The organism is Wocania ichthyoenteri Th78, from assembly GCF_000789235.1.
Lineage (GTDB): Bacteria > Bacteroidota > Bacteroidia > Flavobacteriales > Flavobacteriaceae > Wocania_A > Wocania_A ichthyoenteri.
This window is the reverse complement of record NZ_KN525716.1, coordinates 1620781-1644008: the sequence shown is the minus strand read 5'-3', so window position 1 is coordinate 1644008 and position 23228 is coordinate 1620781. Positions and strand designations below refer to the sequence as shown.

At 32.2% G+C, this 23228-nt stretch carries 19 protein-coding genes; 14 read left to right on the top strand and 5 right to left on the bottom strand.

Annotated features, from left to right (window positions below; translation table 11 throughout):
• Window positions 1–47 precede the first annotated feature (47 nt).
• Both RG22_RS07145 and radA read left to right on the top strand, forming a co-directional pair.
• Entirely contained in the window at window positions 48–1199 is a 1152-nt protein-coding gene (locus RG22_RS07145) for an alpha/beta hydrolase (RefSeq protein WP_034042049.1), read from the top strand.
• Entirely contained in the window at window positions 1199–2557 is a 1359-nt protein-coding gene (radA, locus tag RG22_RS07140; RefSeq protein WP_034042048.1) for a DNA repair protein RadA, read from the top strand. The genes RG22_RS07145 and radA overlap by 1 nt, the downstream gene beginning before the upstream one ends.
• On the opposite strand, the gene RG22_RS07135 is transcribed toward radA, so the two are convergent.
• Entirely contained in the window at window positions 2554–2982 is a 429-nt protein-coding gene (locus RG22_RS07135; protein WP_034042047.1) for a PepSY-like domain-containing protein, read from the bottom strand. The genes radA and RG22_RS07135 overlap by 4 nt on opposite strands.
• A gap of 173 nt (window positions 2983–3155) precedes the next feature.
• Between RG22_RS07135 and ileS the strand changes: the two genes are divergently transcribed.
• The 4 genes from ileS (at window position 3156) to RG22_RS07115 (ending at window position 9762) form a co-directional block, all read left to right on the top strand.
• Window positions 3156–6623 carry an isoleucine--tRNA ligase gene (gene ileS, locus RG22_RS07130; RefSeq protein ID WP_034042045.1) on the top strand — a complete coding sequence of 1156 codons (3468 nt, stop codon included), beginning with the start codon at window positions 3156–3158 and terminating at the stop codon, window positions 6621–6623.
• A gap of 3 nt (window positions 6624–6626) precedes the next feature.
• A complete protein-coding gene (locus RG22_RS07125) occupies window positions 6627–7004 on the top strand; it encodes a TraR/DksA family transcriptional regulator (protein WP_034042044.1) in 378 nt (125 codons plus the stop codon).
• 106 nt (window positions 7005–7110) lie between these two features.
• A complete protein-coding gene (locus tag RG22_RS07120) occupies window positions 7111–7737 on the top strand; it encodes a lipoprotein signal peptidase (RefSeq protein ID WP_034042042.1) in 627 nt (208 codons plus the stop codon).
• Between the two features lie 90 nt (window positions 7738–7827).
• Window positions 7828–9762, top strand: coding sequence for a hypothetical protein (locus RG22_RS07115; protein ID WP_052143671.1), 1935 nt, complete (start codon window positions 7828–7830; stop codon window positions 9760–9762).
• Here the strand turns inward: RG22_RS07115 and RG22_RS07110 are convergent.
• The 4 genes from RG22_RS07110 to RG22_RS07095 are packed head-to-tail and all read right to left on the bottom strand — an operon-like array spanning window position 9716 to window position 12534.
• Entirely contained in the window at window positions 9716–10279 is a 564-nt protein-coding gene (locus RG22_RS07110) for a 5-formyltetrahydrofolate cyclo-ligase (protein ID WP_034042040.1), read from the bottom strand. The genes RG22_RS07115 and RG22_RS07110 overlap by 47 nt on opposite strands.
• Window positions 10272–11243: a succinylglutamate desuccinylase/aspartoacylase family protein gene (locus tag RG22_RS07105; protein WP_034042038.1), complete on the bottom strand. Its 972-nt coding sequence runs from the start codon at window positions 11241–11243 to the stop codon at window positions 10272–10274. The genes RG22_RS07110 and RG22_RS07105 overlap by 8 nt, the downstream gene beginning before the upstream one ends.
• Window positions 11244–12116 (bottom strand): 30S ribosomal protein S6--L-glutamate ligase, encoded by an 873-nt coding sequence (rimK, locus tag RG22_RS07100; protein WP_034042037.1) that lies wholly within the window; start codon window positions 12114–12116, stop codon window positions 11244–11246.
• A complete protein-coding gene (locus tag RG22_RS07095) occupies window positions 12091–12534 on the bottom strand; it encodes an ATP-dependent zinc protease family protein (protein WP_034042036.1) in 444 nt (147 codons plus the stop codon). The genes rimK and RG22_RS07095 overlap by 26 nt, the downstream gene beginning before the upstream one ends.
• 92 nt (window positions 12535–12626) lie before the next feature.
• Here RG22_RS07095 and uvrC point away from each other — a divergent pair, with 92 nt between their 5' ends.
• The 8 genes from uvrC (at window position 12627) to RG22_RS07055 (ending at window position 23228) form a co-directional block, all read left to right on the top strand.
• Entirely contained in the window at window positions 12627–14420 is a 1794-nt protein-coding gene (uvrC, locus tag RG22_RS07090) for an excinuclease ABC subunit UvrC (protein ID WP_034045845.1), read from the top strand.
• Between the two features lie 13 nt (window positions 14421–14433).
• The gene (locus tag RG22_RS07085; protein WP_034042035.1) at window positions 14434–15054 is read left to right on the top strand and encodes a hypothetical protein; all 621 of its coding nucleotides are present in this window, start codon (window positions 14434–14436) and stop codon (window positions 15052–15054) included.
• 20 nt (window positions 15055–15074) lie between these two features.
• Window positions 15075–17312, top strand: coding sequence for a patatin-like phospholipase family protein (locus tag RG22_RS07080; protein WP_081997689.1), 2238 nt, complete (start codon window positions 15075–15077; stop codon window positions 17310–17312).
• Between the two features lie 211 nt (window positions 17313–17523).
• Entirely contained in the window at window positions 17524–18678 is a 1155-nt protein-coding gene (locus tag RG22_RS07075) for a homogentisate 1,2-dioxygenase (RefSeq protein WP_034042034.1), read from the top strand.
• Window positions 18679–18875: 197 nt separating this feature from the next.
• On the top strand, window positions 18876–20036 hold the full coding sequence (gene hppD, locus RG22_RS07070) for a 4-hydroxyphenylpyruvate dioxygenase (protein WP_034042033.1): 1161 nt from the start codon (window positions 18876–18878) through the stop codon (window positions 20034–20036).
• A 201-nt stretch (window positions 20037–20237) separates the two neighbouring features.
• Window positions 20238–21020: a DUF3108 domain-containing protein gene (locus RG22_RS07065; RefSeq protein WP_034042031.1), complete on the top strand. Its 783-nt coding sequence runs from the start codon at window positions 20238–20240 to the stop codon at window positions 21018–21020.
• 7 nt (window positions 21021–21027) lie between these two features.
• Window positions 21028–21945 carry a tryptophan 2,3-dioxygenase family protein gene (locus RG22_RS07060; RefSeq protein WP_034045841.1) on the top strand — a complete coding sequence of 306 codons (918 nt, stop codon included), beginning with the start codon at window positions 21028–21030 and terminating at the stop codon, window positions 21943–21945.
• Window positions 21903–23228 (top strand): peptidoglycan DD-metalloendopeptidase family protein, encoded by a 1326-nt coding sequence (locus tag RG22_RS07055; RefSeq protein WP_244462122.1) that lies wholly within the window; start codon window positions 21903–21905, stop codon window positions 23226–23228. Before RG22_RS07060 ends, RG22_RS07055 begins: the two co-directional genes overlap by 43 nt.

Sequence of the window (23228 nt, the reverse complement as noted above, 5' to 3'; positions counted from 1 at the left end):
CACTTAATTTCTTACCTTGCCCATATTAAATCTCAAATCATTTTAAAATGAAACAACCAATCATTTTTTTATTACTATTATTTTGCACTTTACATACTATTGATGCTCAAGTTAAATACGAAACTTTTGAGTCTTCAAAATTAGGAGAGACACGCGAACTTAAAATACAGCTACCAAGAGGTTACAATAATAATCAAGATAAAAAATATCCATTATTTATTGTTTTAGATGGCGATTATTTATTTGAAGTAGTTGCAGGAAACGTAGATTATTACTCGTATTGGGAAGATATGCCAGAAGCTATTGTAGTTGGTGTTAATCAATTTGATAAACGATTTGATGATTGCATGTATTCTGAACAAAACTCACTACCTATTGAAACTGGTGCTGCTTTTTACGAATTTATAGGTATGGAATTAATTCCGTATATAGAAAAAGCTTACAGAACTGAAAATTTTAGAGTCGCCGTTGGACATGGAGAAACCGCAAATTTCATTAATTATTTTTTATTAAAGCAGCAGCCAATATTTCAAGGCTATGTGGTTATTAGTCCAGAATTAGCACCTAATATGCTCGATTATATTCCAGAGCAATTAGGTAAGATTGAATCTAAAATATTTTATTATTTAGCAAATACAACCAACGATGCATCGTCCATAAAAAAGATGACAAATGCTTTAAATGCAGACATATCTGCTTTGGAAACTAAAAATGTATTTTATAATTTTGATAGCTTTGAAGATGTATCCCATTATTCAGTGCCAGCACATGCTTTGCCAAAAGCAATAGAGAGTATTTTTTATGTGTTTCAGCCTATTAGTAAAAAAGAATATAAAGAGGTTATACTAAAGCTAGACACGTCTCCTGTTGAATATCTTGAAGAAAAATACAAAACCATTAATGAACTGTTTGGCATTGAAAAGCAAATTCTAATTAACGATTTTAAGGCTATTTCGGCAGCCATTGAAAAAACAGAACAGTTTGAACATTTTGAAGTTTTAGGGAAAATAGCCCGAAAAGAATATCCCGAAACTTTATTAGGAAACTATTATTTAGCACGTTTTTATGAAGAAACTGGCGAACCTAAAAAAGCCATGCGCACCTATCAATCGGCTTATATGTTAGATGAAATAGCAGGTATTACAAAAGATTTAATGCTAGAAAAAGCCGATTTAATTAAATCAGATTTCGGATATTAATGGCAAAAGTTAAAACTACTTTTTTCTGCCAGAGTTGTGGCAATCAATATGCGAAATGGCAGGGGCAATGTACCGCCTGTAAAGAGTGGAATACTATTGTTGAAGAGGTTATTCAAAAACCAGAAAAAAGCGATTGGAAATCGCCAACATCAACTGTAAAACGAGTCTCAGTTCCTTTAAGAATCAACGAAATTGATAGTTCTAAAGAAGCTAGATTAGATACGTTTGATGCCGAATTTAATCGCGTTTTAGGTGGTGGAATCGTTCCGGGGTCTCTAACACTTTTAGGTGGCGAACCCGGAATAGGAAAGAGTACTTTGCTACTCCAAATTTCATTAAAGTTACCTTACAAAACCTTGTATGTTTCAGGTGAAGAAAGTCAGAAACAAATAAAAATGCGTGCAGAACGCATCAATCCAAATAACAACAATTGTTACATTTTAACGGAAACAAAGACTCAAAATATCTTCAAACAAATTGAAGCTTTAGAACCAGATATTGTTATTATTGATTCTATTCAAACATTACATAGCGATTATATAGAATCGTCATCTGGAAGTATTTCACAAATAAAAGAATGTACAACCGAGCTTATTAAGTTTGCAAAAGAAACAGCAACGCCAGTGCTGTTAATTGGACACATTACAAAAGACGGAAACATTGCTGGTCCAAAAATTTTAGAGCACATGGTCGATACGGTTTTACAATTTGAAGGCGACCGAAATCATGTGTTTAGAATTTTACGCGCCCATAAAAACCGTTTTGGCTCAACCAATGAATTAGGAATTTACGAAATGCAAGGTTCTGGATTACGAGAAGTTTCTAATCCATCAGAAATTTTAATTTCTAAAAAAGACGAAGAATTAAGTGGAAACGCTATAGCTGCTACTTTAGAAGGTATGCGTCCGTTAATGATTGAAGTTCAGGCTCTGGTAAGTACCGCCGTTTATGGTACACCACAGCGAAGCGCTACTGGATTCAATGCGAAACGCCTCAATATGTTGTTGGCCGTTTTAGAAAAACGTGCAGGTTTTAGACTCGGTGCAAAAGATGTCTTTTTAAATATTACTGGTGGTATTACGGTTGATGATCCCGCGATAGATTTAGCAGTTGTGGCATCTATTTTATCATCAAATGAAGACGTGGCACTACAAAAAGATTTTTGTTTTGCTGCCGAGGTTGGATTATCTGGAGAAATTCGCCCCGTACAACGCGTCGAGCAACGGATTTTAGAAGCTGAAAAATTAGGGTTTTCAACTATTTTCGTATCTAAATACAATAAAATTTCACTTAAAAATACGGTTATTAAAATTCAACTAATTTCTAAAATTGAGGATTTGGTAGATATGATTGTTTAATTTATAACGGTACCGTCTGCCTTAAATTCAATATCTTTATTCTTTCCTTTTTGTTTAAATTCTACATCATAGAAAAGACCTTTTGAGTGATGCTGAACTTTTTCAATCTCAGTGATTTTACCATCATAGTCTTTTTCAATTTTATCTCTAATAGGCTTTGGTAAATCTTTTTTATCAATGCTGCTTTCAGTTTCTATCCACATGCCATTTGGTTTAAAATCAGCTCTATATTTTATGCCATCAATTTTAAAATGCGATTCATAATTACCATGCGAATCTTTATGCCAATCCGGATCATTTTCACCTGGATATTTTGCTTGAAATGTTTTTTTAACAGCATCTGGAGCTTGACTATTTACAGTTTGATTACAGCTAAAAGTTAAAGTAAAACAGATTACTATAACAAGTAATGATATATTTTTCATAAGATATATTTTTAGAATTAATTTGTATTATACGAAGATAAAATTAATTAGTGTATTTGATTAACGGATTTCCGATGATTATTAACTCAAACAAAATGCATACGTTTTATATTAAAAACAGTGCTATTTTATCAAAATTCCTTAAATTCGCATCCTTATACAAAAGAGAGTAAATGAGCGCTAAATTTCCTGAATATAAAGGACTTGACTTACCAAATGTAGCAAACGACATACTACAGTATTGGCAAGAAAATAACATCTTTGAAAAAAGTGTTTCTACCCGTGAAGGTGCAACACCTTATGTGTTTTATGAAGGTCCGCCGTCTGCAAACGGACTTCCAGGTGTGCATCACGTTTTAGCGCGTGCTATTAAAGATATTTTTCCGCGATACAAAACCATGAAAGGTTACCAAGTGAAGCGCAAAGCAGGTTGGGACACGCATGGTTTACCTATTGAATTAGGTGTTGAAAAAGAATTAGGAATTACCAAAGAAGATATTGGTAAAACCATTTCGGTTGAAGATTATAATGCGGCTTGCCGTAAAGCCGTAATGCGTTATACAGATGTTTGGAATGATTTAACTGAAAAAATGGGCTATTGGGTAGATATGAACGACCCATATATTACTTACGAACCAAAATACATGGAATCGGTTTGGTGGTTATTAAAGCAAATTTACAGTAAAAATTTATTGTATAAAGGGTATACCATTCAGCCCTATTCGCCAAAAGCAGGAACAGGGTTAAGCTCGCATGAGTTAAACCAACCAGGAACGTATCAAGATGTTACAGATACAACGGTTGTGGCACAGTTTAAAGCTAAATTAGAATCGCTGCCTGACTTTTTGCAAAATGAAGGCGATATTCATTTTTTAGCTTGGACAACCACACCTTGGACGCTGCCAAGTAATACCGCTTTAACCGTTGGTGCAAAGATTGATTATGTGTTGGTTGAAACTTATAATCAATATACTTTTGAGCCTATAAAAGTTGTTTTGGCTAAACTTTTGGTAGCTAAACAATTTGCAGGAAAGTTTAAACAAGTTGAAGACAAATCAGAATTACTAAACTATACATCTGGAGATAAAAAAATTCCGTTTTACGTTGTAAAAGAATTCACAGGCAAAGATTTAGTAGGCATCACATACGAACAACTTTTACCTTATTCATTACCAAACGATAATCCAGAACATGCATTTCGGGTTATTTCTGGAGATTTTGTAACCACAGAAGATGGTACAGGTATAGTACACACCGCACCAACTTTTGGAGCCGATGATGCTTTAGTGGCAAAGCAAGCTACGCCAGAAGTACCACCCATGTTGGTAAAAGATGAAAATGACAATTTAGTACCGTTGGTAGATTTACAGGGCCGTTTTCGTCCAGAAATGGGTGAATATGCTGGTAAATATGTAAAGAACGAGTATTATAATGATGGTGAAGCTCCAGAGCGTTCGGTCGATGTAGAGTTAGCTATTCAATTAAAAACAGAAAATAAAGCCTTTAAGGTTGAAAAATATAAACACAGTTATCCAAATTGTTGGCGTACTGATAAACCTATTTTATATTATCCATTAGATTCTTGGTTTATAAAAGTGACTGATGTTAAGGATAGAATGCATGAACTAAATAAAACCATTAATTGGAAACCAAAAAGTACAGGTGAAGGACGGTTTGGTAATTGGTTAGCAAATGCAAATGATTGGAACTTATCGCGTTCAAGGTATTGGGGTATTCCGTTGCCAATTTGGAGAACCGAAGATGGTAAAGAAGAAATTTGTATCGGATCTGTTGAAGAACTGAAAGTTGAAATGCAAAAAGCAGTTTCAGCAGGGGTTTTAAAAGCCGATATTTTTGCAGATTTTGAAATTGGAAACAACTCTGAAGAAAACTATGCTAAAATCGATTTGCATAAAAACATTGTAGATGATGTTGTTTTAGTATCGCCAACTGGTCAAAAAATGTTCCGCGAAAGCGATTTAATTGATGTTTGGTTCGATTCTGGATCTATGCCTTATGCCCAATGGCATTATCCATTTGAAAATAGAGAGCTTATTGATGGCTCTCGTCATTCCGAACTTGTTTCGGAATCTCATGATGAGGACCTGAAACAAGTTCAGGTTGACAAAAGAGCTTTTCCTGCCGATTTTATTGCAGAAGGTGTCGATCAAACACGAGGATGGTTTTATACACTTCATGCTATCGGAACTATGGTTTTCGATTCTGTAGCCTATAAAAATGTAGTGTCTAACGGATTAGTGTTAGATAAAAACGGGCAAAAAATGTCGAAGCGTTTAGGAAACGCCGTAGACCCTTTCGACACCTTGTCAACTTATGGTGCAGATGCAACACGGTGGTATATGATTATGAATGCAAATCCATGGGATAATTTAAAGTTTGATGTTGACGGTATTGAAGAAGTAAAGCGTAAGTTTTTCGGAACACTTTATAATACCTATTCATTCTTTCAATTGTATACAAATTTAGATAATTTCACGTATTCTGAAGCTAATATCCCTTTGCCCGAAAGACCAGAAATAGACCGTTGGATTCTTTCCGAATTACATACATTGATTCAAAAAGTAGATGCGTTTTATTCAGAATACGAGCCAACCAAAGCAGCGAGAGCGATTTCAAATTTTACACAAGATTATGTAAGCAACTGGTTTGTACGTTTAAGTAGAAGACGTTTCTGGAAAGGTGATTATCAACAAGATAAAATATCAGCATATCAAACGCTTTACACTTGTATGGAAACCATTGCCAAATTGAGTGCGCCAATTGCTCCTTTCTTCATGGATCGCTTGTATCTCGATTTGAATTCGGTGACTAAAAAAGAAACTTTTGAAAGTGTGCATTTAGCAGATTTTCCGGTTTTTGATGCATCTTTTGTAGATAAAAGCTTAGAACGAAAAATGGAAGCTGCTCAAACAATATCATCATTAGTGTTGTCGTTAAGAGCTAAGGAAAAGATAAAAGTACGTCAGCCGCTTCAAAAAATCATGATTCCAGTTGATAGCGTGCAACAAAAAGAAGAAATTTTAGCAGTTTCTGAGCTTATAAAACATGAAGTAAATGTGAAAGAAATAGAACTTCTAGAAGATGCTTCAGATATTTTAGTAAAACAGATAAAACCTAATTTTAAAACTTTAGGACCGCGTTTTGGGAAGGATATGAAAGCCATTGCTAATGAAGTAATTAACTTTACAGCAGAAGATATTAACAAAATAGAACAAAATGGTAATTTGGATGTAGAAGTTAATGGAAAAAAGATTACTTTAGAACGCACAGATGTAGAAATTATATCGCAAGATATTGAAGGTTGGTTAGTTGCAAACGAAGGTGCTTTAACAGTAGCTTTAGATGTAACACTGACTGATGATTTGAAAAAAGAGGGTATTGCAAGAGAATTGATAAATCGTATACAAAATTTACGTAAAGATTCTGGGTTTGAAGTTACAGATAGAATTGATGTAACACTTCAAAAAGATACTAATATTGAAAATGCTGTAAAGCACAATATTGAATATATTAAAACAGAAACATTAACTGAAGAATTAGAAATTATAGAACAAGTAAATAATGGTATAGAAATTGCTTTTGATGATGTAAATACCAAATTATTTATTAAAAAACATTAAAACATGGCAGAAAATACTGTAAGATATTCAGATGCTGATTTAGCCGAATTTAAAGCCTTAATAACAGAGAAAATAGAAAAGGCAAAGCATGATTTAGAGCTTATTAAAAGTGCGTATATGAACGACCATAATAATGGAACTGAAGATACGTCGCCAACCTTTAAAGCTTTTGATGAAGGTAGTGCAGTAATGAGTAAAGAATCTAACTCGCAATTAGCTATTCGTCAAGAAAAATTTATTCGTGATTTAAAAAATGCATTAATACGTATTGAAAATAAAACTTACGGTGTTTGTAGAGTTACGGGTAAATTAATTAACAAAGAACGTTTAAAATTAGTACCTCATGCTACATTGAGTATTGAAGCTAAAAACATGCAGTAATTTGCATTATATTATAAATAAAACGTCTCGCTTTTGTGTCGAGACGTTTTTTGTTTGAAAACCAATTGTCACCTTGAGCGCAGTCGAAAGGTCTCCATTACACTTTATGTCACTAAAAAAATCCATTTTTCTTATCATAATAATTTTACTTATCGACCAGATTAGTAAAGTTTATATAAAAACCCATTTTGCACTTCAAGATAATGTTGAAGTTTTTAAATGGTTTAAAATATATTTTATTGAAAATGATGGTATGGCATGGGGTACAAAAATTAGCGATTTTGTATCTTTTATAGACGATAGAACCGCCAAAGTAGCCTTAACTTTATTTAGAGTTGTTGCCATTTTCGGGATAGGCTATTGGTTGTATGATGTTACAAAAAAGAAAAGTCCTAAAGTTTTAATATTAGCCATTGCTTTAATTTTTGCAGGTGCTTTAGGCAATATTATAGACTCCGTTTTTTATGGCGTTTTGTTTGATGATAGCTATAGCCAAGTCGCTACATTTTTACCAGAAGCTGGAGGCTATGATACTCTTTTACACGGCAAAGTAGTAGATATGCTTTACTTCCCTTTATGGAAAGGATATTTGCCAGAGTGGTTGCCTTTTTTTGGTGGTGATTATTTTACGTTTTTCGAGCCTGTTTTTAACATCGCCGATATGGCAATAAGCACAGGATTTATTATGCTTATTGTTTTTAATAAAAAGGCTTTTCAGAAGAAGGAAGCATAAAACAAATTATTTGCAAGTAAGTATTTTTCTACTTAAAGTGGATTTCCTATATTTAGTCTTTAATAAAATACCCTTGTAACTCCTCAAATAATGAAAATAAAACTTCTTTTTTTAATCACATTTTTATTATCCAGTTCAACTACTGTTTTAGCCCAAAACACTTACGATATTGTTTTTCCTAAAACCGAAAACGAACGCAATCAAAAATGCCAAAAGTGTTTTCAGTTATTCCAACAAAAACCAAAAGAAGTAAAATTTTCAGTTAAACGGGAAGGGACTAACTTATATTTTTATATAAACGATAAAAATTGGTTTAATCAGTTATTTAAGAATTCTGGCGATGGACTAGCCGTTGATGTTGTTGATAAAGATAGATATAGTTGTGAATTAGAACCGAAAAAAAAATCTCAAATTAAAGGGCTACTTTTAAAACCTATTTATGGCTCGAAATTAAGAAGCGGATTAAAACCTAATGGGCAAAACAAGTATCGTGTCCATGTTGGAAGAATATCTGAAACTTTAACAACAAAGGAATTAGAATACAATATTTTATTTTTAAATGACAAAAATTTATGTAGGTATTATACGATTTACGATTTGGAATCTTACCCATGGGATTTGTTAGATATGGGCATGTACTTAGATTCTTTAACGTATGATTCAAAAAAAATAAAATCCACGGCTAAAGAAGGTTACATTCTTAGGAATAAAACATTAAAGTTTAAAATCCCTTTTGAAAAAAATAAATCTGAATATTTTCAAGAAGATATTAAACCTATTTACGACTCATTGAAATTAACAGATTTTAATATTAAAACAATAAATATTAAAGCGTATTCGTCTGTAGAAGGTAGTTTAGAGAGAAACATTGAATTACAAGAGCAACGTGCAAATAGTATTGTAGCCGCTTTACAAACATTTCAAAAGCCTACTATAAAAACGGAGGTTTCATCTTCTGAAAATTGGGTTGAGTTTTTAAACGATATTAAAGGAACTAAACACGAAAGCTTAATTAATTTAGCTAAATACCAAATTAAAGAAAAACTTGTTGGGACGCTTTCAAAAGATATTGAACCTATTTTGAAACATCACAGAAAGGCAGTTTTAGAATTAGAATTAGAAAAGAAAGACAAATATAAAACCATGTCTGCTGATGAGTTGTTGTCTAAATTTAATTCAGCAATTAGTGAAGAACAATTAAGTGATGCAAACAACATTCAAAATTCAATTTTTAGAAAGTTAAAGAACAAAGAGATTGCACCAGATTTTTTACAAAAAATGCAAATACCTCAACAGGCTAAGTATGTAAAAATATTGAATAAAAATTCGGTAATTAAATATGTGCTGAATGTTAGACAAGCTTTAATTGTTTACAACGAATTGCAAACACTTGAAAAATTAGTACCGAAAAACGGAGAAGTAAAGTATAATATAGCAGCTATTAAAATAAGATTATGGCGTTTTAAGGCTATTGATATTAATGAAGCAAAGTTGAAAACTCAAATTAATGCTTTAAAAAATTATGGAATAGATAGCGCCCTTATTTCTAGAATGATGGTGAATTTTCATATTATTAAAGCTGAAAATTTAATGCGTGAAAGAGATTATGCCAATAAAGATAAATCGGTTACTTATATAAATAATAACTATAAAAATTTCCCATTATCAGATTACGATTATTTAAGTTTAGCTCAGTTTTTTAGTTATTACGCAAACATTGATATGGCTCTTAAATTACTGGAAAATAAAGTAAAGAGTATTGAAATTGATGAAGATTTACTGTTCTATTATTTAAACTTAACACTAACAAATAAAGAGTTAACACAAGATTCTGATTATAGAACTATTATGCTTAACGCTATAAATATGAATAAAAAACGTTTTTGTAAGTTGTTTAATGCTGTTGAAGATGGAGGTGTAACATTTCAGTTATTAGAAGATGAATACCTTAGAAAAACATATTGTGAGAGTTGTATAATTAAAACGTATAAACCTTGTTTGGCGTCACACAATAATCTAATTTAATATCACCTTCGTAAACACCTTCAATTTTATATTCAAAATCAAAAAAAGACAACCCTATTTTAATAGTTTCTGGTTTACAGTTGGCTAAAAAATTATCATAAAACCCTTTGCCGTAACCTACACGATTTCCTTGTTTATCGAACGCTAAAAGTGGTACGAAAACTACATCTATTTTATTGTCGTCAATTTCAATACCATTAACAGGTTCAGGAATACCCCAAGCACTTTTTTTAATTATTGTACTGTCTGTTAATAAGTAGTTGATTAATGAGGTGTTTTTAAAATTACATTTAGAAACAACAATATTTTTATCTTTTCCTGCTAGAATATTTAAAATATAATCGGTATTAATTTCTTTGTGTGCTTCAATAGATAAAAAAATATGATAGAACGATTTATCCCAAATATCTAATTTTAATAATTGATTTGAAATAACTAAACTTTTCTCATCAATATCTTTTAAAGATAAATGGTTTCGTAATGACTTGTATTTTTTACGTATTTCAGATTTATTCATTTTCAAGCTTTGTAGTAATATGAAAAATAGCATCACCTTGATAAATAATAGGAGATTCGTTCACATTAAAAATATAACCTGCATTTGGTGCTTTTACAAAATGGTTAAAACTCCCGTAAGGATCTGTAATATTTCCTAACACATCACCTTTTTCAACAAAAGCGTTAATAGCTACTGTTACTTTAAACATACCAGAAAATTTAGCTCTTAGCCATTTACTTTTACTAATAACTACAGCTTCTTTTTTTGGTTTAGATACTTTAAATTTAGTATTTAACATTCCTAAATGATGTAAAACGCGTTTAACACCATTAACACCAGTATTTGTAATAGTGTTATGTATATTAAAGGATTTTCCGCCTTCAAATAAAAGCATAGGAACACCAACTTTATGGCAGGCATTTCTGAAGGACTTATTTAAGTTTTCAGAATAAAAAATAAATGGGGCACCAAAAATATGTGCTAATTCTGTGAGTCTTGTGTCGTTGTTAACAATACGTATTTGTGCTGCATTAAATCGGTCTGCACCTCCCGTATGAAAATCCATTACAAAATCGGCATGAGGTACAATTTCAGACATTACAAAATGAGCGACCCTACTTGCTAAAGAACCATCGATGCTTCCAGGAAAAACACGATTAAGATCGCGACCATCTGGAAATAGTCGATCCATATTTAAAAACCCAAAAACATTAATAGTTGGGACACAAATAATAGTACCTCGTTTGGACTTGTTAATGCCTTTGGCTATAATTTGGCGCACTATTTCTACCCCATTAACTTCATCACCATGTATGCCAGCGGTGATTAATACTGTAGGCCCTGGTTTTTTAGAACGTTCAATAATTATAGGAACATCTAGGGTATTGCGAGTATGTAACTTTGCAACCTCAAAAGTAACAGTAGCACTTTCGCCAAGAGCTACTTTAACACCTAATATTTCTAAAACATCTTTTTTGCTCATTTATCTATTACGCTCAATAAAAGTAATAATGGCTCTGGCAATATTTTTGCCTGTTGCGGTTTCAATACCTTCTAAACCAGGAGTAGAATTGACTTCTAAAAGTAATGGTCCGCGTGCCGATTGCAACATATCTACACCACAAACAGGTAGTTTTAATACTTTAGCTGCATTCATGGCCACTTTTAATTCGTCTGCGTCTAATTTAATAATATTTGCCGAACCACCACGGTGTAAATTAGAACGGAACTCTCCTTCTTTTCCTTGACGCTTCATAGCTCCAACAACTTGCCCATCTACTATTAAAGCTCTTAAGTCTGCACCCTTAGCTTCTTTTATATATTCTTGTACAATAACCCGTGCTTGCAAACCATTAAAAGCTTCTAAAACAGATTCGGCAGCATTTTTTGTTTCGGCTAAAACAACACCTAAACCTTGAGTGCCTTCTAGTAATTTAATAATTACTGGGGTACCTCCAACATGTTCTACTACTTCTTCAACATCTCTAGAATAATTAGTAAATACTGTTTTTGGCATACCTATTCCGGCTTTGCTTAAACGCTGTAAACTTCTTAATTTGTCTCTTGATCTTGAAATAGAGTCTGAAGATGCAATTGTAAAAACACCCATTTCTTCAAACTGCCTTACTACAGCACAACCATAAAAGGTAATTGATGCTCCAATTCTCGGAATAACAGCATCTACATAATCTAGATAACGATCTTTATAAAAAATAGTAGGTTTTTCGCGCTCTATAATAATATCGCACTTTAAGGGATCAATCACTTCAACCTCATGACCTCTACTTTCTGCTTCATCAATAAGGCGTTTTGTAGAGTATAGGCTAGCGTTACGCGATAGTATTACTATGTTCATTTAGTTTGCTTTTAAAAGATTGGTTTTCAATATCAACATCAATAAGGAATTTTTTACTTAAAAATTGGCGACCTATTAGTACAGGGAATTTCATATCGTCTCTCGTACTTAAAGTTAAATTAATTGTATACGTTTTACCAAAAAATATGGCTTTTGTTTTAATTTTATAACGATTCTCTTTATGGCCATTACTACTTTTTACATCAGTATAAGTATAGTTTTTAAAGGAAATATTTTTACTGCTAAAATTGGGGTGACCTTTGCTTTCAAACACACACCTTAAGATATTATTTTCTTCAATAATTTCTGAGCAATGTATGGCAGAGGTATATGCTCCAGAATCAATCTTTACGTCAATTTCGAAAAGATTCAATTCAGGAAAGTCTATTTTGTCTGTACGACCAATTATTTTTTTCATTCTTATTTTATAGAAAGGAATAAGTTGTGCAAGATAATGATAAACTGTATCTAAAAGGTTTCTTTTTAATAGGAATTACTACCTTTGGTATAATGAGTAAACCTACCCTTGAAATAGCATTAAAAACCTTACCAAATGCCCCTGGGGTATATCAGTATTTTGATGCTGATGATACGATTATTTATGTTGGAAAAGCAAAAAATTTAAAAAAAAGAGTCTCCTCATATTTTACCAAAACACACGAAAATGGTAAAACCAAAGTATTAGTAAAAAAAATTTCAAGCATAAAACACATTGTTGTTGAAACTGAAACCGATGCGTTATTGCTTGAAAATAATCTGATAAAAAAGCATAAACCACGATACAATGTGTTGTTGAAAGACGACAAATCGTACCCATGGATTTGCATAAAAAAGGAGCGTTTCCCTAGAGTGTTTTCTACACGACGTGTGTTTAAAGACGGTGGCGAATATTTTGGACCTTATACTAGTATGAAAACAGTACACACCTTATTAGATTTAATAAAAGGACTGTATAATTTAAGAACCTGCAATTATCATTTATCCGAAGAGAAAATACAAACCGGTAAATATAAAGTGTGTTTAGAATACCATTTAGGAAACTGTAAAGGTGCTTGCGAAGGTTTAGAAACCGAAGCGGAATACAACCAAAACATAAAAGCGATACGTGAGATTTTAAAAGGAAATTTTAAAGACTCGTTACAGCAATTTAGAGTGCAAATGAAGGAATGTGCTGAAGCGATGCAATTTGAAGACGCGCAAAAAATAAAAGAAAAAATAGAAGTATTAGAAAACTACCAAGCAAAATCTACCATTGTAAACCCTAAAATTAGTAATGTTGATGTGTTTTCTATTATGAGCGACGAAAGTTATGGTTACGTTAATTTTTTACAATTATCATACGGATCTATCATTCGATCACATACCTTAGAGATTAAAAAGAAGTTAGACGAAACTGATTTACAATTGTTAGAATTGGCGATTACCGAAATACGGCAACGTTTTCATTCTAAATCTAAAGAAATTTATGTGCCTTTTAAAGTGAGTTTAGGCGATGATGTTAAAGTAACCGTTCCTAAATTAGGTGATAAAAAACACATTTTAGATTTATCGCTTCGTAACGCGAAGTATTTTAGAATGGAGCGTTTTAAACAGGATAAAATTGTAGATCCCGATAGGCATGTAAACCGTATTATGGCGCAGATGAAAGCAGATTTACGACTTTCTGAAGAACCGCGACATATTGAATGTTTCGATAATAGTAACATACAAGGCACACATCCTGTAGCTGCTTGTGTAGTGTTTAAAAATGGAAAACCCAGTAAAAAAGATTACCGGCATTTTAATATAAAAACGGTTGAAGGGCCAGATGATTTTGCATCAATGGAAGAAGTGGTTTATCGCAGATATAAACGTTTGTTAGATGAAAAACAGCCATTGCCACAACTTATTATTATTGATGGTGGAAAGGGGCAATTATCGTCATCATTAAAAAGTTTAGATGCTTTAAATTTAAGAGGGAAAATAGCCATTATAGGCATTGCAAAACGTTTAGAAGAATTATTCTATCCAGATGATCCAATTCCCTTATATTTAGATAAAAAAAGCGAAACCCTAAAAATTATACAGCAACTGCGTAACGAAGCGCATCGTTTTGGTATCGAGCACCATAGAAATAAACGTAGTAAAACCGCGTTAAATACAGAGCTTGAAACTATTCCAGGAGTTGGAGAAAAAACGGTTGTAGAGTTATTAAAGCATTTTAAATCGGCTAAACGAGTTGCTAATGCAAAGTTGGATGAATTAGAGGTTGTAGTTGGTGTGTCGAGAGCAGAGAAAGTTTATAATTATTATCATGGGAAGTAATTTTAGTTAATAAATGAAAAAGAATATTCTATTAGGTTTAATTTTTTTGATACCTGTTTTAATTCATTCACAGGTAGAAAAGGACTTGTCTGATATGGAAAATAAAAAAAAACTAATCAAACTTAAGATTGAAAATTTAACGGATTCTATTAGAGTTATTAATCTGAAAATAGCAAAAATAGAGTCTGAAAAATTTTTTAAAAAAATAAATGATACTACTTTTACAGGAATTGCTTTGGAAGGAGCTAAATTAAAAAAAGATTCAAATGTTTTCTCTGATATTATAACTGTTTTTGAAGAAGATAGAAAAGTAATTATTTTAGATTATAAGAATGGATATTTTGAAATTTGCCAAAATTCTCTCTGTGGATATATTAATGAAGTGTGGTTTAAGAAGGATGATTTAATATCCAATTATATTCAATCAAAAAAAATAGAATTAAAGCTCAACCAACAAAAAAATGGCTCATCTTCTAATTATACTTCGTCTTTAAAAAGAACTAAAAGAAGTAATTCGTACAAATCAGCTACTAGAAAGAGTTATAGAACATACATAAGAGGGCCAAGAGGAGGATGTTATTATATCAACTCAAAAGGAAATAAAACATACGTAGATAGAAGTTTGTGTAATTAAAAAAATTTACCAATTATAATTTGAACAAAAAAACAATCATATTAACCCTATTCTTAATAGCTTCACTTTCCGCGAAAGCGCAAAATGAAGACAAAAACCCACACGATGTAAAAGTCGGTTTAGTGTTAAGTGGTGGTGGTGCAAAAGGGCTAGCTCATATTGGTGTGCTTAAAGTTATTGACAGTTTAGGTGTTAAAATAGACTATGTTGCTGGTACAAGTATGGGGGCTATTATTGGCTCACTATACGCATCGGGTTATTCAGGAAATCAATTAGATTCCATCTTTAAAAAAGTAGATTTTGATAAAATTATAAGTGACGATTTGCCAAGGTCGTCTAAAGCATTATACGAACGAGACAACTCAGAAAAATACGCCATAACATTGCCTTTTGATAAGTTGAAAATTAAACTGCCATCGGCACTTTCAAGAGGACAAAACACCTACAGTTTGCTTTCTAAATTAACATTGCATGTAAGCGATATTAACGATTTTAGTAAGTTGCCTATACCATTTTTCTGTATTGGTACTAATGTAGAAACTGGAGAAGCAGTAATGCTAGATCAAGGAAGTTTAACGCAATCTATAATGGCAAGTGGTGCGTTTCCATCTTTATTTCAGCCCGTAATAATAAACAATCAGGTGTTAATTGATGGTGGTGTGGCTAACAATTACCCTATCGATGAACTTAAGGCAAAAGGTATGGATATTATTATTGGTGTTGATGTTCAAGATGGTTTAGCTAATAGAGAAGAATTGACTTCTGCGCCTGATGTGTTGCTGCAAATTAACAACTTTAGGACGATTAAAGACATGAAATTAAAGTCTAAAAAGACTGATATTTACATAAAGCCAGATATTACAGATTTTACCGTGGTGTCTTTTAGCGAAGGTGAAAAAATTATAAAAAGAGGCAAAACGGCTGCTTATAAAAAAATGGATGCCCTAGAGGATTTATTCAAATATGATAAGGATAAACCAAAGTTTAAAATTAGTTTACACACACAAGATTCTATAAGGATTAATTCAGTTATACTAAACGGAAACAAAAAATACACACGTGCTTATGTTTTAGGAAAGCTTAGATTAAAATTGAATGAAAAGATAGATTTTGAAGATTTCTACAAAGGCGTTAATAACTTAGTGGCAACCAATAATTTTGATTCGTTTCAATATCAATTTAGTAAATCTCAATATAGTGATGGGTATGATTTAACTGCGACTGTTAAAGAAACCAATATAACAACGTTTTTAAAATTAGGTGTACATTATGATGGTTTATATAAAAGCGCAGCATTAGTTAATGTCACTAAAAAAAGATTGCTTTTTGATAACGACATAGCGTCTTTAGATTTGGTTTTTGGAGATAATGTGCGTTATAATTTTGAGTACTTAATAGATAAAGGTTTTTATTGGAGTATTGGTATTCGGTCTAGATTTAATCAATTTCATAAAAACGTAAATGCCCAATTATTTTTTGATGATGATCAAATAGCAACAACAGGACTAAATAAAATTGATATCGATTTTCAAGATCAAACCAATCAATTTTATTTACAAACCCTAATAAAAAAAGATTTTGCATTTAGTGTTGGTGCAGAACATAAACGTCTTGAGATAAAATCTGAAACAGTAACAACAAATAATAATGAGTTTGTATTTGAAAATACAGATTATTTTAGCGTTTTTGCAGGCTTAAAGTTAGATACTTACGATAACAAACACTTTCCAAAACGCGGTGTGTATTTTAATGGCGATTTACACATGTATTTACTAGCTTCGGGTTTTAATGCCGAATTTAAAGATTTTTCAATAGCTAAAGCAGATATGGGTTACGCCTTTAGTGTTACAGATAAATTAGCACTAAATTTAAGAGCAGGTGGTGGTTTTAAATTAGGCGACAAATCAACCCAAGCCCTAGATTTTGCTCTTGGTGGTTATGGTAATAATTTGGTTAATAATTTTATTCCGTTTATGGGTTACGATTTTGTCTCTCTAACAGGTAATAGTTACGTTAAAGCTTCTTTAAGTGCCGATTACGAGGTTTTTAAAAACCATCATGTAACAGCCGAAGCAAATTGGGCGAATGTTGATGATGATATTTTTGAAAGCGGAGAATGGTTTACACTTCCAGACTATCGCGGTTATGCGTTAGGTTATGCTATTAATACTTTTATTGGACCTATTCAAGGTAAGTTTAGTTATTCACCCGAAGCAAAACAAAGCGTTTGGTTTTTTAATGTAGGCTTTTGGTTTTAAAGTCATTTTTATTCTTTTTAGAAAGTCTTTATTTTTTTACGATATTTGTAAAGTTATGACACCATTTTGGGCAGATTTATTATCATTTCTTCACTACCTTATCAAGAGAAATCCTGAATAAGCAAGCATTTTTTGTATCTTTATATACAATTGAAAATTAAAGTTTTACAACTTTTTTACTTTTTATATTCAAAAATTAATACATAAAAATATGCCTTTTTATCATAAATTAGGAAATATTCCGCATAAGCGTCATATTCAATTCAGAAAACCGGATGGTAGTTTATATTACGAACAATTGTTTGGTACTATTGGTTTTGATGGTATGTCAACAAACAGTTATCACGAGCAACGCCCTACGCAGGTAAAAGCAATAAAAAACCAATACAGCGTAGCACCAAAAATTGCATTAAAGAACAATTTAAAATCATATCGTTTAAAAGGGTTTCAAGTAAAACCAGAAAACGATTTTTTAGAAAGTCGAAAAGTGGTTTTAATAAACAGCGATTGTGCTATAATTTTGGCAGCACCAAAACAATTAACACAAGATTATTTTTATAAAAATACCGATGCCGACGAGCTTATTTTCATCCATAAAGGCACAGGTAAATTGAGGACTATGTTAGGAAATCTCGATTTCAAATATGGCGATTACTTGCTAATTCCTAGAGGAATTATTTATAAAATAGATTTCGATACCGAAGATAATAGACTGTTTATTGTCGAGTCTCGCCGACCAATTTACACCCCAAAACGTTACCGAAATTGGTTTGGACAATTATTAGAACATTCGCCATTTTGCGAGCGTGATATTCGTCAACCACAAGAACTTGAAACTTATAACGAATCTGGAGATTTTTTAATTAAAGTTAAAAAACAAGACGATATTATAGAAATGGTTTATGCCTCACATCCGTTTGATGTTGTGGGTTACGACGGATACAACTACCCCTATGCCTTTTCAATTCACGATTTCGAGCCTATCACAGGGCGTATTCATCAACCGCCACCAGTGCATCAAACTTTTGAAACCGATGCTTTTGTAGTGTGTAGTTTTGTACCGCGTTTGTACGATTACCATCCGCAATCTATACCTGCACCTTACAATCATAGTAATATTGATAGTGATGAGGTTTTGTATTATGTTGATGGCGATTTTATGAGCAGAAACGATGTTGAAGAAGGTCATATCTCACTGCATCCAGCGGGAATTCCACACGGTCCGCACCCAGGGGCAACAGAGCGAAGCATTGGCAAAACAAAAACCGATGAACTCGCAGTTATGGTAGATACGTTTAAACCATTAATGGTTACTGAAGAAGCGATGAAAATTGCCGATGACGATTATCATAAATCATGGTTGTAAACCCCTAAATCCCCAAAGAGGTCTTTTAAAAACGTTCATTAAAATAATTATTAGAAGCTATTTCCTGCTTTCCGCTATATCTTTTGGTTTTTTGAGCGAACCAAAAGGATGCCACTTCAATCAGGGCTAGAGGTTAGAGGTGAATTTTAACTTTACAAATAAACAATTAAACTCATAAACAAATAAACTTTAAGAAAATGAGTAAAGACATAAAATCAGTAAACTACGGTTTAGAAAAAATATTTGAAGGCGCACAAGATTTTTTGCCGCTTTTAGGAACAGACTATGTAGAATTCTATGTAGGTAATGCAAAACAAGCAGCACATTTTTACAAAACGGCATTTGGATTTCAATCTTATGCATATAAAGGTTTAGAAACAGGTTCTAAAGACTCAGTGAGTTATGTACTAAAGCAAGACAAAATACGCTTGGTTTTAACAACGCCATTAAATAGTAAATCTAAAATAAACGAACACATTGTAAAACATGGCGATGGTGTGAAAGTAGTTGCACTATGGGTTGAAGATGCTAGAAAAGCATATCAAGAAACTACAAGTCGTGGAGCCAAATCGTACATGGAGCCTGTTGTAGAAAAAGATGAACACGGAGAAGTAATTCGTGCAGGTATTTATACCTATGGAGAAACTGTCCACATTTTTGTAGAACGCAAAAATTATAACGGTGCTTTTTTACCAGGTTTCCGTGAGTGGAAATCAGATTATAATCCAACTGCGACGGGTTTAAAATACATTGACCATATGGTTGGAAATGTAGGTTGGGGACAAATGAATACTTGGGTAAAATGGTACGAAGATGTTATGGGATTTGAAAATTTTTTATCGTTTGATGATACACAAATACATACCGAATACTCAGCCCTTATGAGTAAAGTGATGAGTAATGGTAACGGACGTATAAAATTCCCAATTAACGAACCAGCAAAAGGTAAAAAACGTTCGCAAATAGAAGAATATTTAGATTTTTACGAAGGTGCTGGTGTACAACATATTGCTGTAGCTACAGACGATATTATTAGTACAGTATCTCAATTAAGAGCTAGAGGAATTGAGTTCTTGTCTACACCCCCAGAAACCTATTATAAAGCCGTTCCTGGCAGGTTAGAAGAATATAGTCATGAATTACGAGAAGATATTGAAACACTTAAAAGTTTAGGAATTATGATTGATGCCGACGAGGAAGGGTATTTGTTACAAATATTTACAAAACCTGTGGAAGACAGGCCAACCTTGTTTTTCGAAATAATCCAACGTATGGGTGCACGAGGCTTTGGTGCAGGAAACTTTAAAGCACTTTTTGAGTCTATTGAAAGGGAGCAAGCTAATAGAGGAACGCTTTAGTAAATACTATTTATATTTTCAAAACTCCATCATTTTTTAGATGGAGTTTTTTTGTTTGATGTAACAAAAAAACGTTAAGAGCTTCTTATAATAACAGGCTGTATGAAGAATTTTTATATTTTTGGAACAGTAATTGTAATTTCTTGTGTACAACAATAAATGCAAACTCAAGGAGTTACATTATCTATGACCCAATAAAGCATGAAAAAACTACTACTTATATTACTTACATTAAGCACAATTCAAATGGCTTATCCTCAGCAAGAGTCTGCATTTGGCGATGGCGAATGGTTTAAATTCAAGATGAGTTACAGTGGCTTTTTAAAAGCAGGAAATGCAACACTTACTGTTAAAGATTCTAAATTAAATAATAAAGACGTGTATCATGTAGTTGGTAAAGGATGGACTACAGGTATGATAAAATGGTTTTTTAAAGTTAAAGACAGATATGAAAGCTATTTTGATAAACAAACCATCAAGCCTTATAAGTTTGTTAGAAATATAGATGAAGGCGGGCATACTAAAGATATTGAAATAGAGTTTGACCAAAAAAACAATAAAGCTCACGTTAATGATAAAAAACACAAGAAAAAAACGATTATAGATACCAAACCTAATATCCAAGATATGGTGTCAACTTATTATTATTTACGTAATAATATAGATATTAGAACATTAAAAGTAGGCGATGAATTTAAAGTTGATATGTTTTTTGATGAAGAAACCTATGGTTTTAAATTGCAATATTTAGGAGAAGAAACCATTAGTACAGATTTTGGAAAAATTGAAGCTTTAAAATTTAGGCCTTATGTTATGGCAGGACGCGTTTTTAAAGAAGAAGAAAGTTTAACGCTTTGGGTGTCAAAAGACAAAAATAAAGTACCTTTACGCATTAAGGCAGATTTAGCTGTTGGGTCGTTAAGAGCAGACCTTGAGGCTTTTAAAGGATTAAAACACCCTTTTAAAATAGTTGTTGAAAATTAAAGAAATTTTGAGTAATAATATAACCAATCAACTTAAAGAAAAATACAAGGCAATAGACCAAGATTTAGATATTCATTTAGAAGGTCTTTTATACAGTAAACCCATAAATTATTGGGATTATATTCAAACCGATGCCTTATTAAATCTGCAAATACAACGCACGACCTTGCCAGACGAGATGGTATTTATTATGTATCATCAAATAAACGAATTGTTGTTTAAAATGATACTTGGTGAAATTGAGCAAGTAGCAAAACATGATGCCGTTGATGCCGAATTATTCACTTCAAAATTAATGCGTATAAGTCGTTATTTTGATATGCTTACATCGTCTTTTAATATTATGAAAGATGGAATGGATATCGATCAGTACAATAAATTTAGAACAACCTTAACACCTGCAAGCGGATTTCAAAGTGCACAATACAGAAAAATAGAATTTGCATCTACAGAACTTATTAATCTTATAGATAACAGGTTTAGAAAATCTATTGATAGAAACACATCTTACGAGCATGCTTTCGAGCATTTATATTGGCAAGCTGCAGGAAAAGATTATAAAACAGGTAAAAAAAGTTACACCTTAACAGCATTTGAAGAAAAATATAAAGAAGAGTTTATTAGATTTACTAAGTTTTACAATACACATAATTTATTGTCAAAATTTAGAGAGCTTCCAAAAGCAGTTAAAGAAGATGAAAATTTAATAAAAGCGATGCGTCATTATGATTATACGGTAAATATAAAATGGGTTATGGCGCATTATAATACAGCAAATCATTATTTAAATATAGGCGGCGAAACTGCCGAAGCCACAGGCGGAAGTGAATGGGTAAAATATATGCATCCAAAATATCAAAAAAGAATATTTTTTCCAGAATTATGGACAGAAAAAGAATTACAAGAATGGGGAACAAATATTTAATATTGGCAGTTTTAGCAATAATCATTGTTGCTTGCAAAAAAGACAAACCAGAGCCGACACCAGTATCGCAGGAAGAAATTGCCATTGTAGAAAAACCAAAAGAAGTTTTGGAGTTTGGTTTTAACCTAAACGACTATATAGTTAAAAGAGATACGGTAAGAAAAGGCGAAAGTTTTGGAGAAATTTTAGAACGAAACAAAGTTGGCTACCCTAAAATATTTCATATAGCAGAAAAAGCCAAAGATACTTTCGATATTATTAGATCCTTTCAACAAGGAAAACCTTATACATTATTGTGTTCTAAAGATTCTTTAGAATTACCAGAAACATTTATTTATCAGCCTTCAAAAGAAGAGTATGTCGTTATAAATTTTAAAGACTCTATTCACGCTTTTAAAAGCAGAAAACCTATTAAGTATGTTGAAAAAACAGCAACAGGTGTTATTACTAGTAATATTTCTGAAACTTTAGAAGAACAAGGTTTAAGTCCGAGATTAGCTTATAAAATGGCCGATGAGATTTATGCGTGGACTATAGATTTTAGACGTCTACAAAAAGGAGATCGTTTTAAAGTAATTTACACTGATAAGTATATTGACGATACTATTTATACAGGTGTTCACAATATTAAAGCAGCCTATTTTGAGCATAATAACGAGCCTTTTTATGCTTTTGAGTTTGAAACTGATTCTACAAAAGGTATTATTGATTATTTTAATGAAGAGGCTAAAAATTTACGTCGCGCCTTTTTAAAAGCACCAGTTAAATTTAAACGTATTTCTTCAAGATATAATTTAAAAAGACGCATTGCTGTTTATGGTTATAAAGTGCGTCCGCATAAAGGCACCGATTTTGCAGCAGCCATTGGTACGCCAATTATGGCAACAGCAAACGGAACGGTAACCGAATCAAGAAGAAGAGGTGGTAATGGAAAATATGTTAAAATTAGGCATAATGCAACTTACGAAACTCAGTATTTACACATGAGTAAACGTTTAGTAAAAGTAGGTGATTTTGTAAAACAAGGTGACGTTATTGGGTTAGTAGGTATGACAGGAAATACTGGTGGCCCACACGTGTGTTATCGATTCTGGAAAAACGGAAAGCAAGTCGATCCTTTTAAACAAAAACTTCCTGAAGCTAAACCAATTTCAGATTCGTTAAAATTCAAATATTTAGATTTTATAAAACCTATAAAATATCAATTAGATAATATTCTTTTTGAACCTGAAATTATTGAGGAACAGCCAGATCAAACCCTAATCATTCAAGCAAATTCATAA

Bases quoted from the DNA above. Each gene is read 5' to 3' on its own strand.
- RG22_RS07145 (WP_034042049.1), top strand. From the start codon at position 48: ATGAAACAACCAATCATTTTTTTATTACTATTATTTTGCACTTTACAT.
- radA (WP_034042048.1), top strand. From the start codon at position 1,199: ATGGCAAAAGTTAAAACTACTTTTTTCTGCCAGAGTTGTGGCAATCAA.
- RG22_RS07135 (WP_034042047.1), bottom strand. From the start codon at position 2,982: ATGAAAAATATATCATTACTTGTTATAGTAATCTGTTTTACTTTAACT.
- ileS (WP_034042045.1), top strand. From the start codon at position 3,156: ATGAGCGCTAAATTTCCTGAATATAAAGGACTTGACTTACCAAATGTA.
- RG22_RS07125 (WP_034042044.1), top strand. From the start codon at position 6,627: ATGGCAGAAAATACTGTAAGATATTCAGATGCTGATTTAGCCGAATTT.
- RG22_RS07120 (WP_034042042.1), top strand. From the start codon at position 7,111: ATGTCACTAAAAAAATCCATTTTTCTTATCATAATAATTTTACTTATC.
- RG22_RS07115 (WP_052143671.1), top strand. From the start codon at position 7,828: ATGAAAATAAAACTTCTTTTTTTAATCACATTTTTATTATCCAGTTCA.
- RG22_RS07110 (WP_034042040.1), bottom strand. From the start codon at position 10,279: ATGAATAAATCTGAAATACGTAAAAAATACAAGTCATTACGAAACCAT.
- RG22_RS07105 (WP_034042038.1), bottom strand. From the start codon at position 11,243: ATGAGCAAAAAAGATGTTTTAGAAATATTAGGTGTTAAAGTAGCTCTT.
- rimK (WP_034042037.1), bottom strand. From the start codon at position 12,116: ATGAACATAGTAATACTATCGCGTAACGCTAGCCTATACTCTACAAAA.
- RG22_RS07095 (WP_034042036.1), bottom strand. From the start codon at position 12,534: ATGAAAAAAATAATTGGTCGTACAGACAAAATAGACTTTCCTGAATTG.
- uvrC (WP_034045845.1), top strand. From the start codon at position 12,627: ATGAGTAAACCTACCCTTGAAATAGCATTAAAAACCTTACCAAATGCC.
- RG22_RS07085 (WP_034042035.1), top strand. From the start codon at position 14,434: ATGAAAAAGAATATTCTATTAGGTTTAATTTTTTTGATACCTGTTTTA.
- RG22_RS07075 (WP_034042034.1), top strand. From the start codon at position 17,524: ATGCCTTTTTATCATAAATTAGGAAATATTCCGCATAAGCGTCATATT.
- hppD (WP_034042033.1), top strand. From the start codon at position 18,876: ATGAGTAAAGACATAAAATCAGTAAACTACGGTTTAGAAAAAATATTT.
- RG22_RS07065 (WP_034042031.1), top strand. From the start codon at position 20,238: ATGAAAAAACTACTACTTATATTACTTACATTAAGCACAATTCAAATG.
- RG22_RS07055 (WP_244462122.1), top strand. From the start codon at position 21,903: ATGGACAGAAAAAGAATTACAAGAATGGGGAACAAATATTTAATATTG.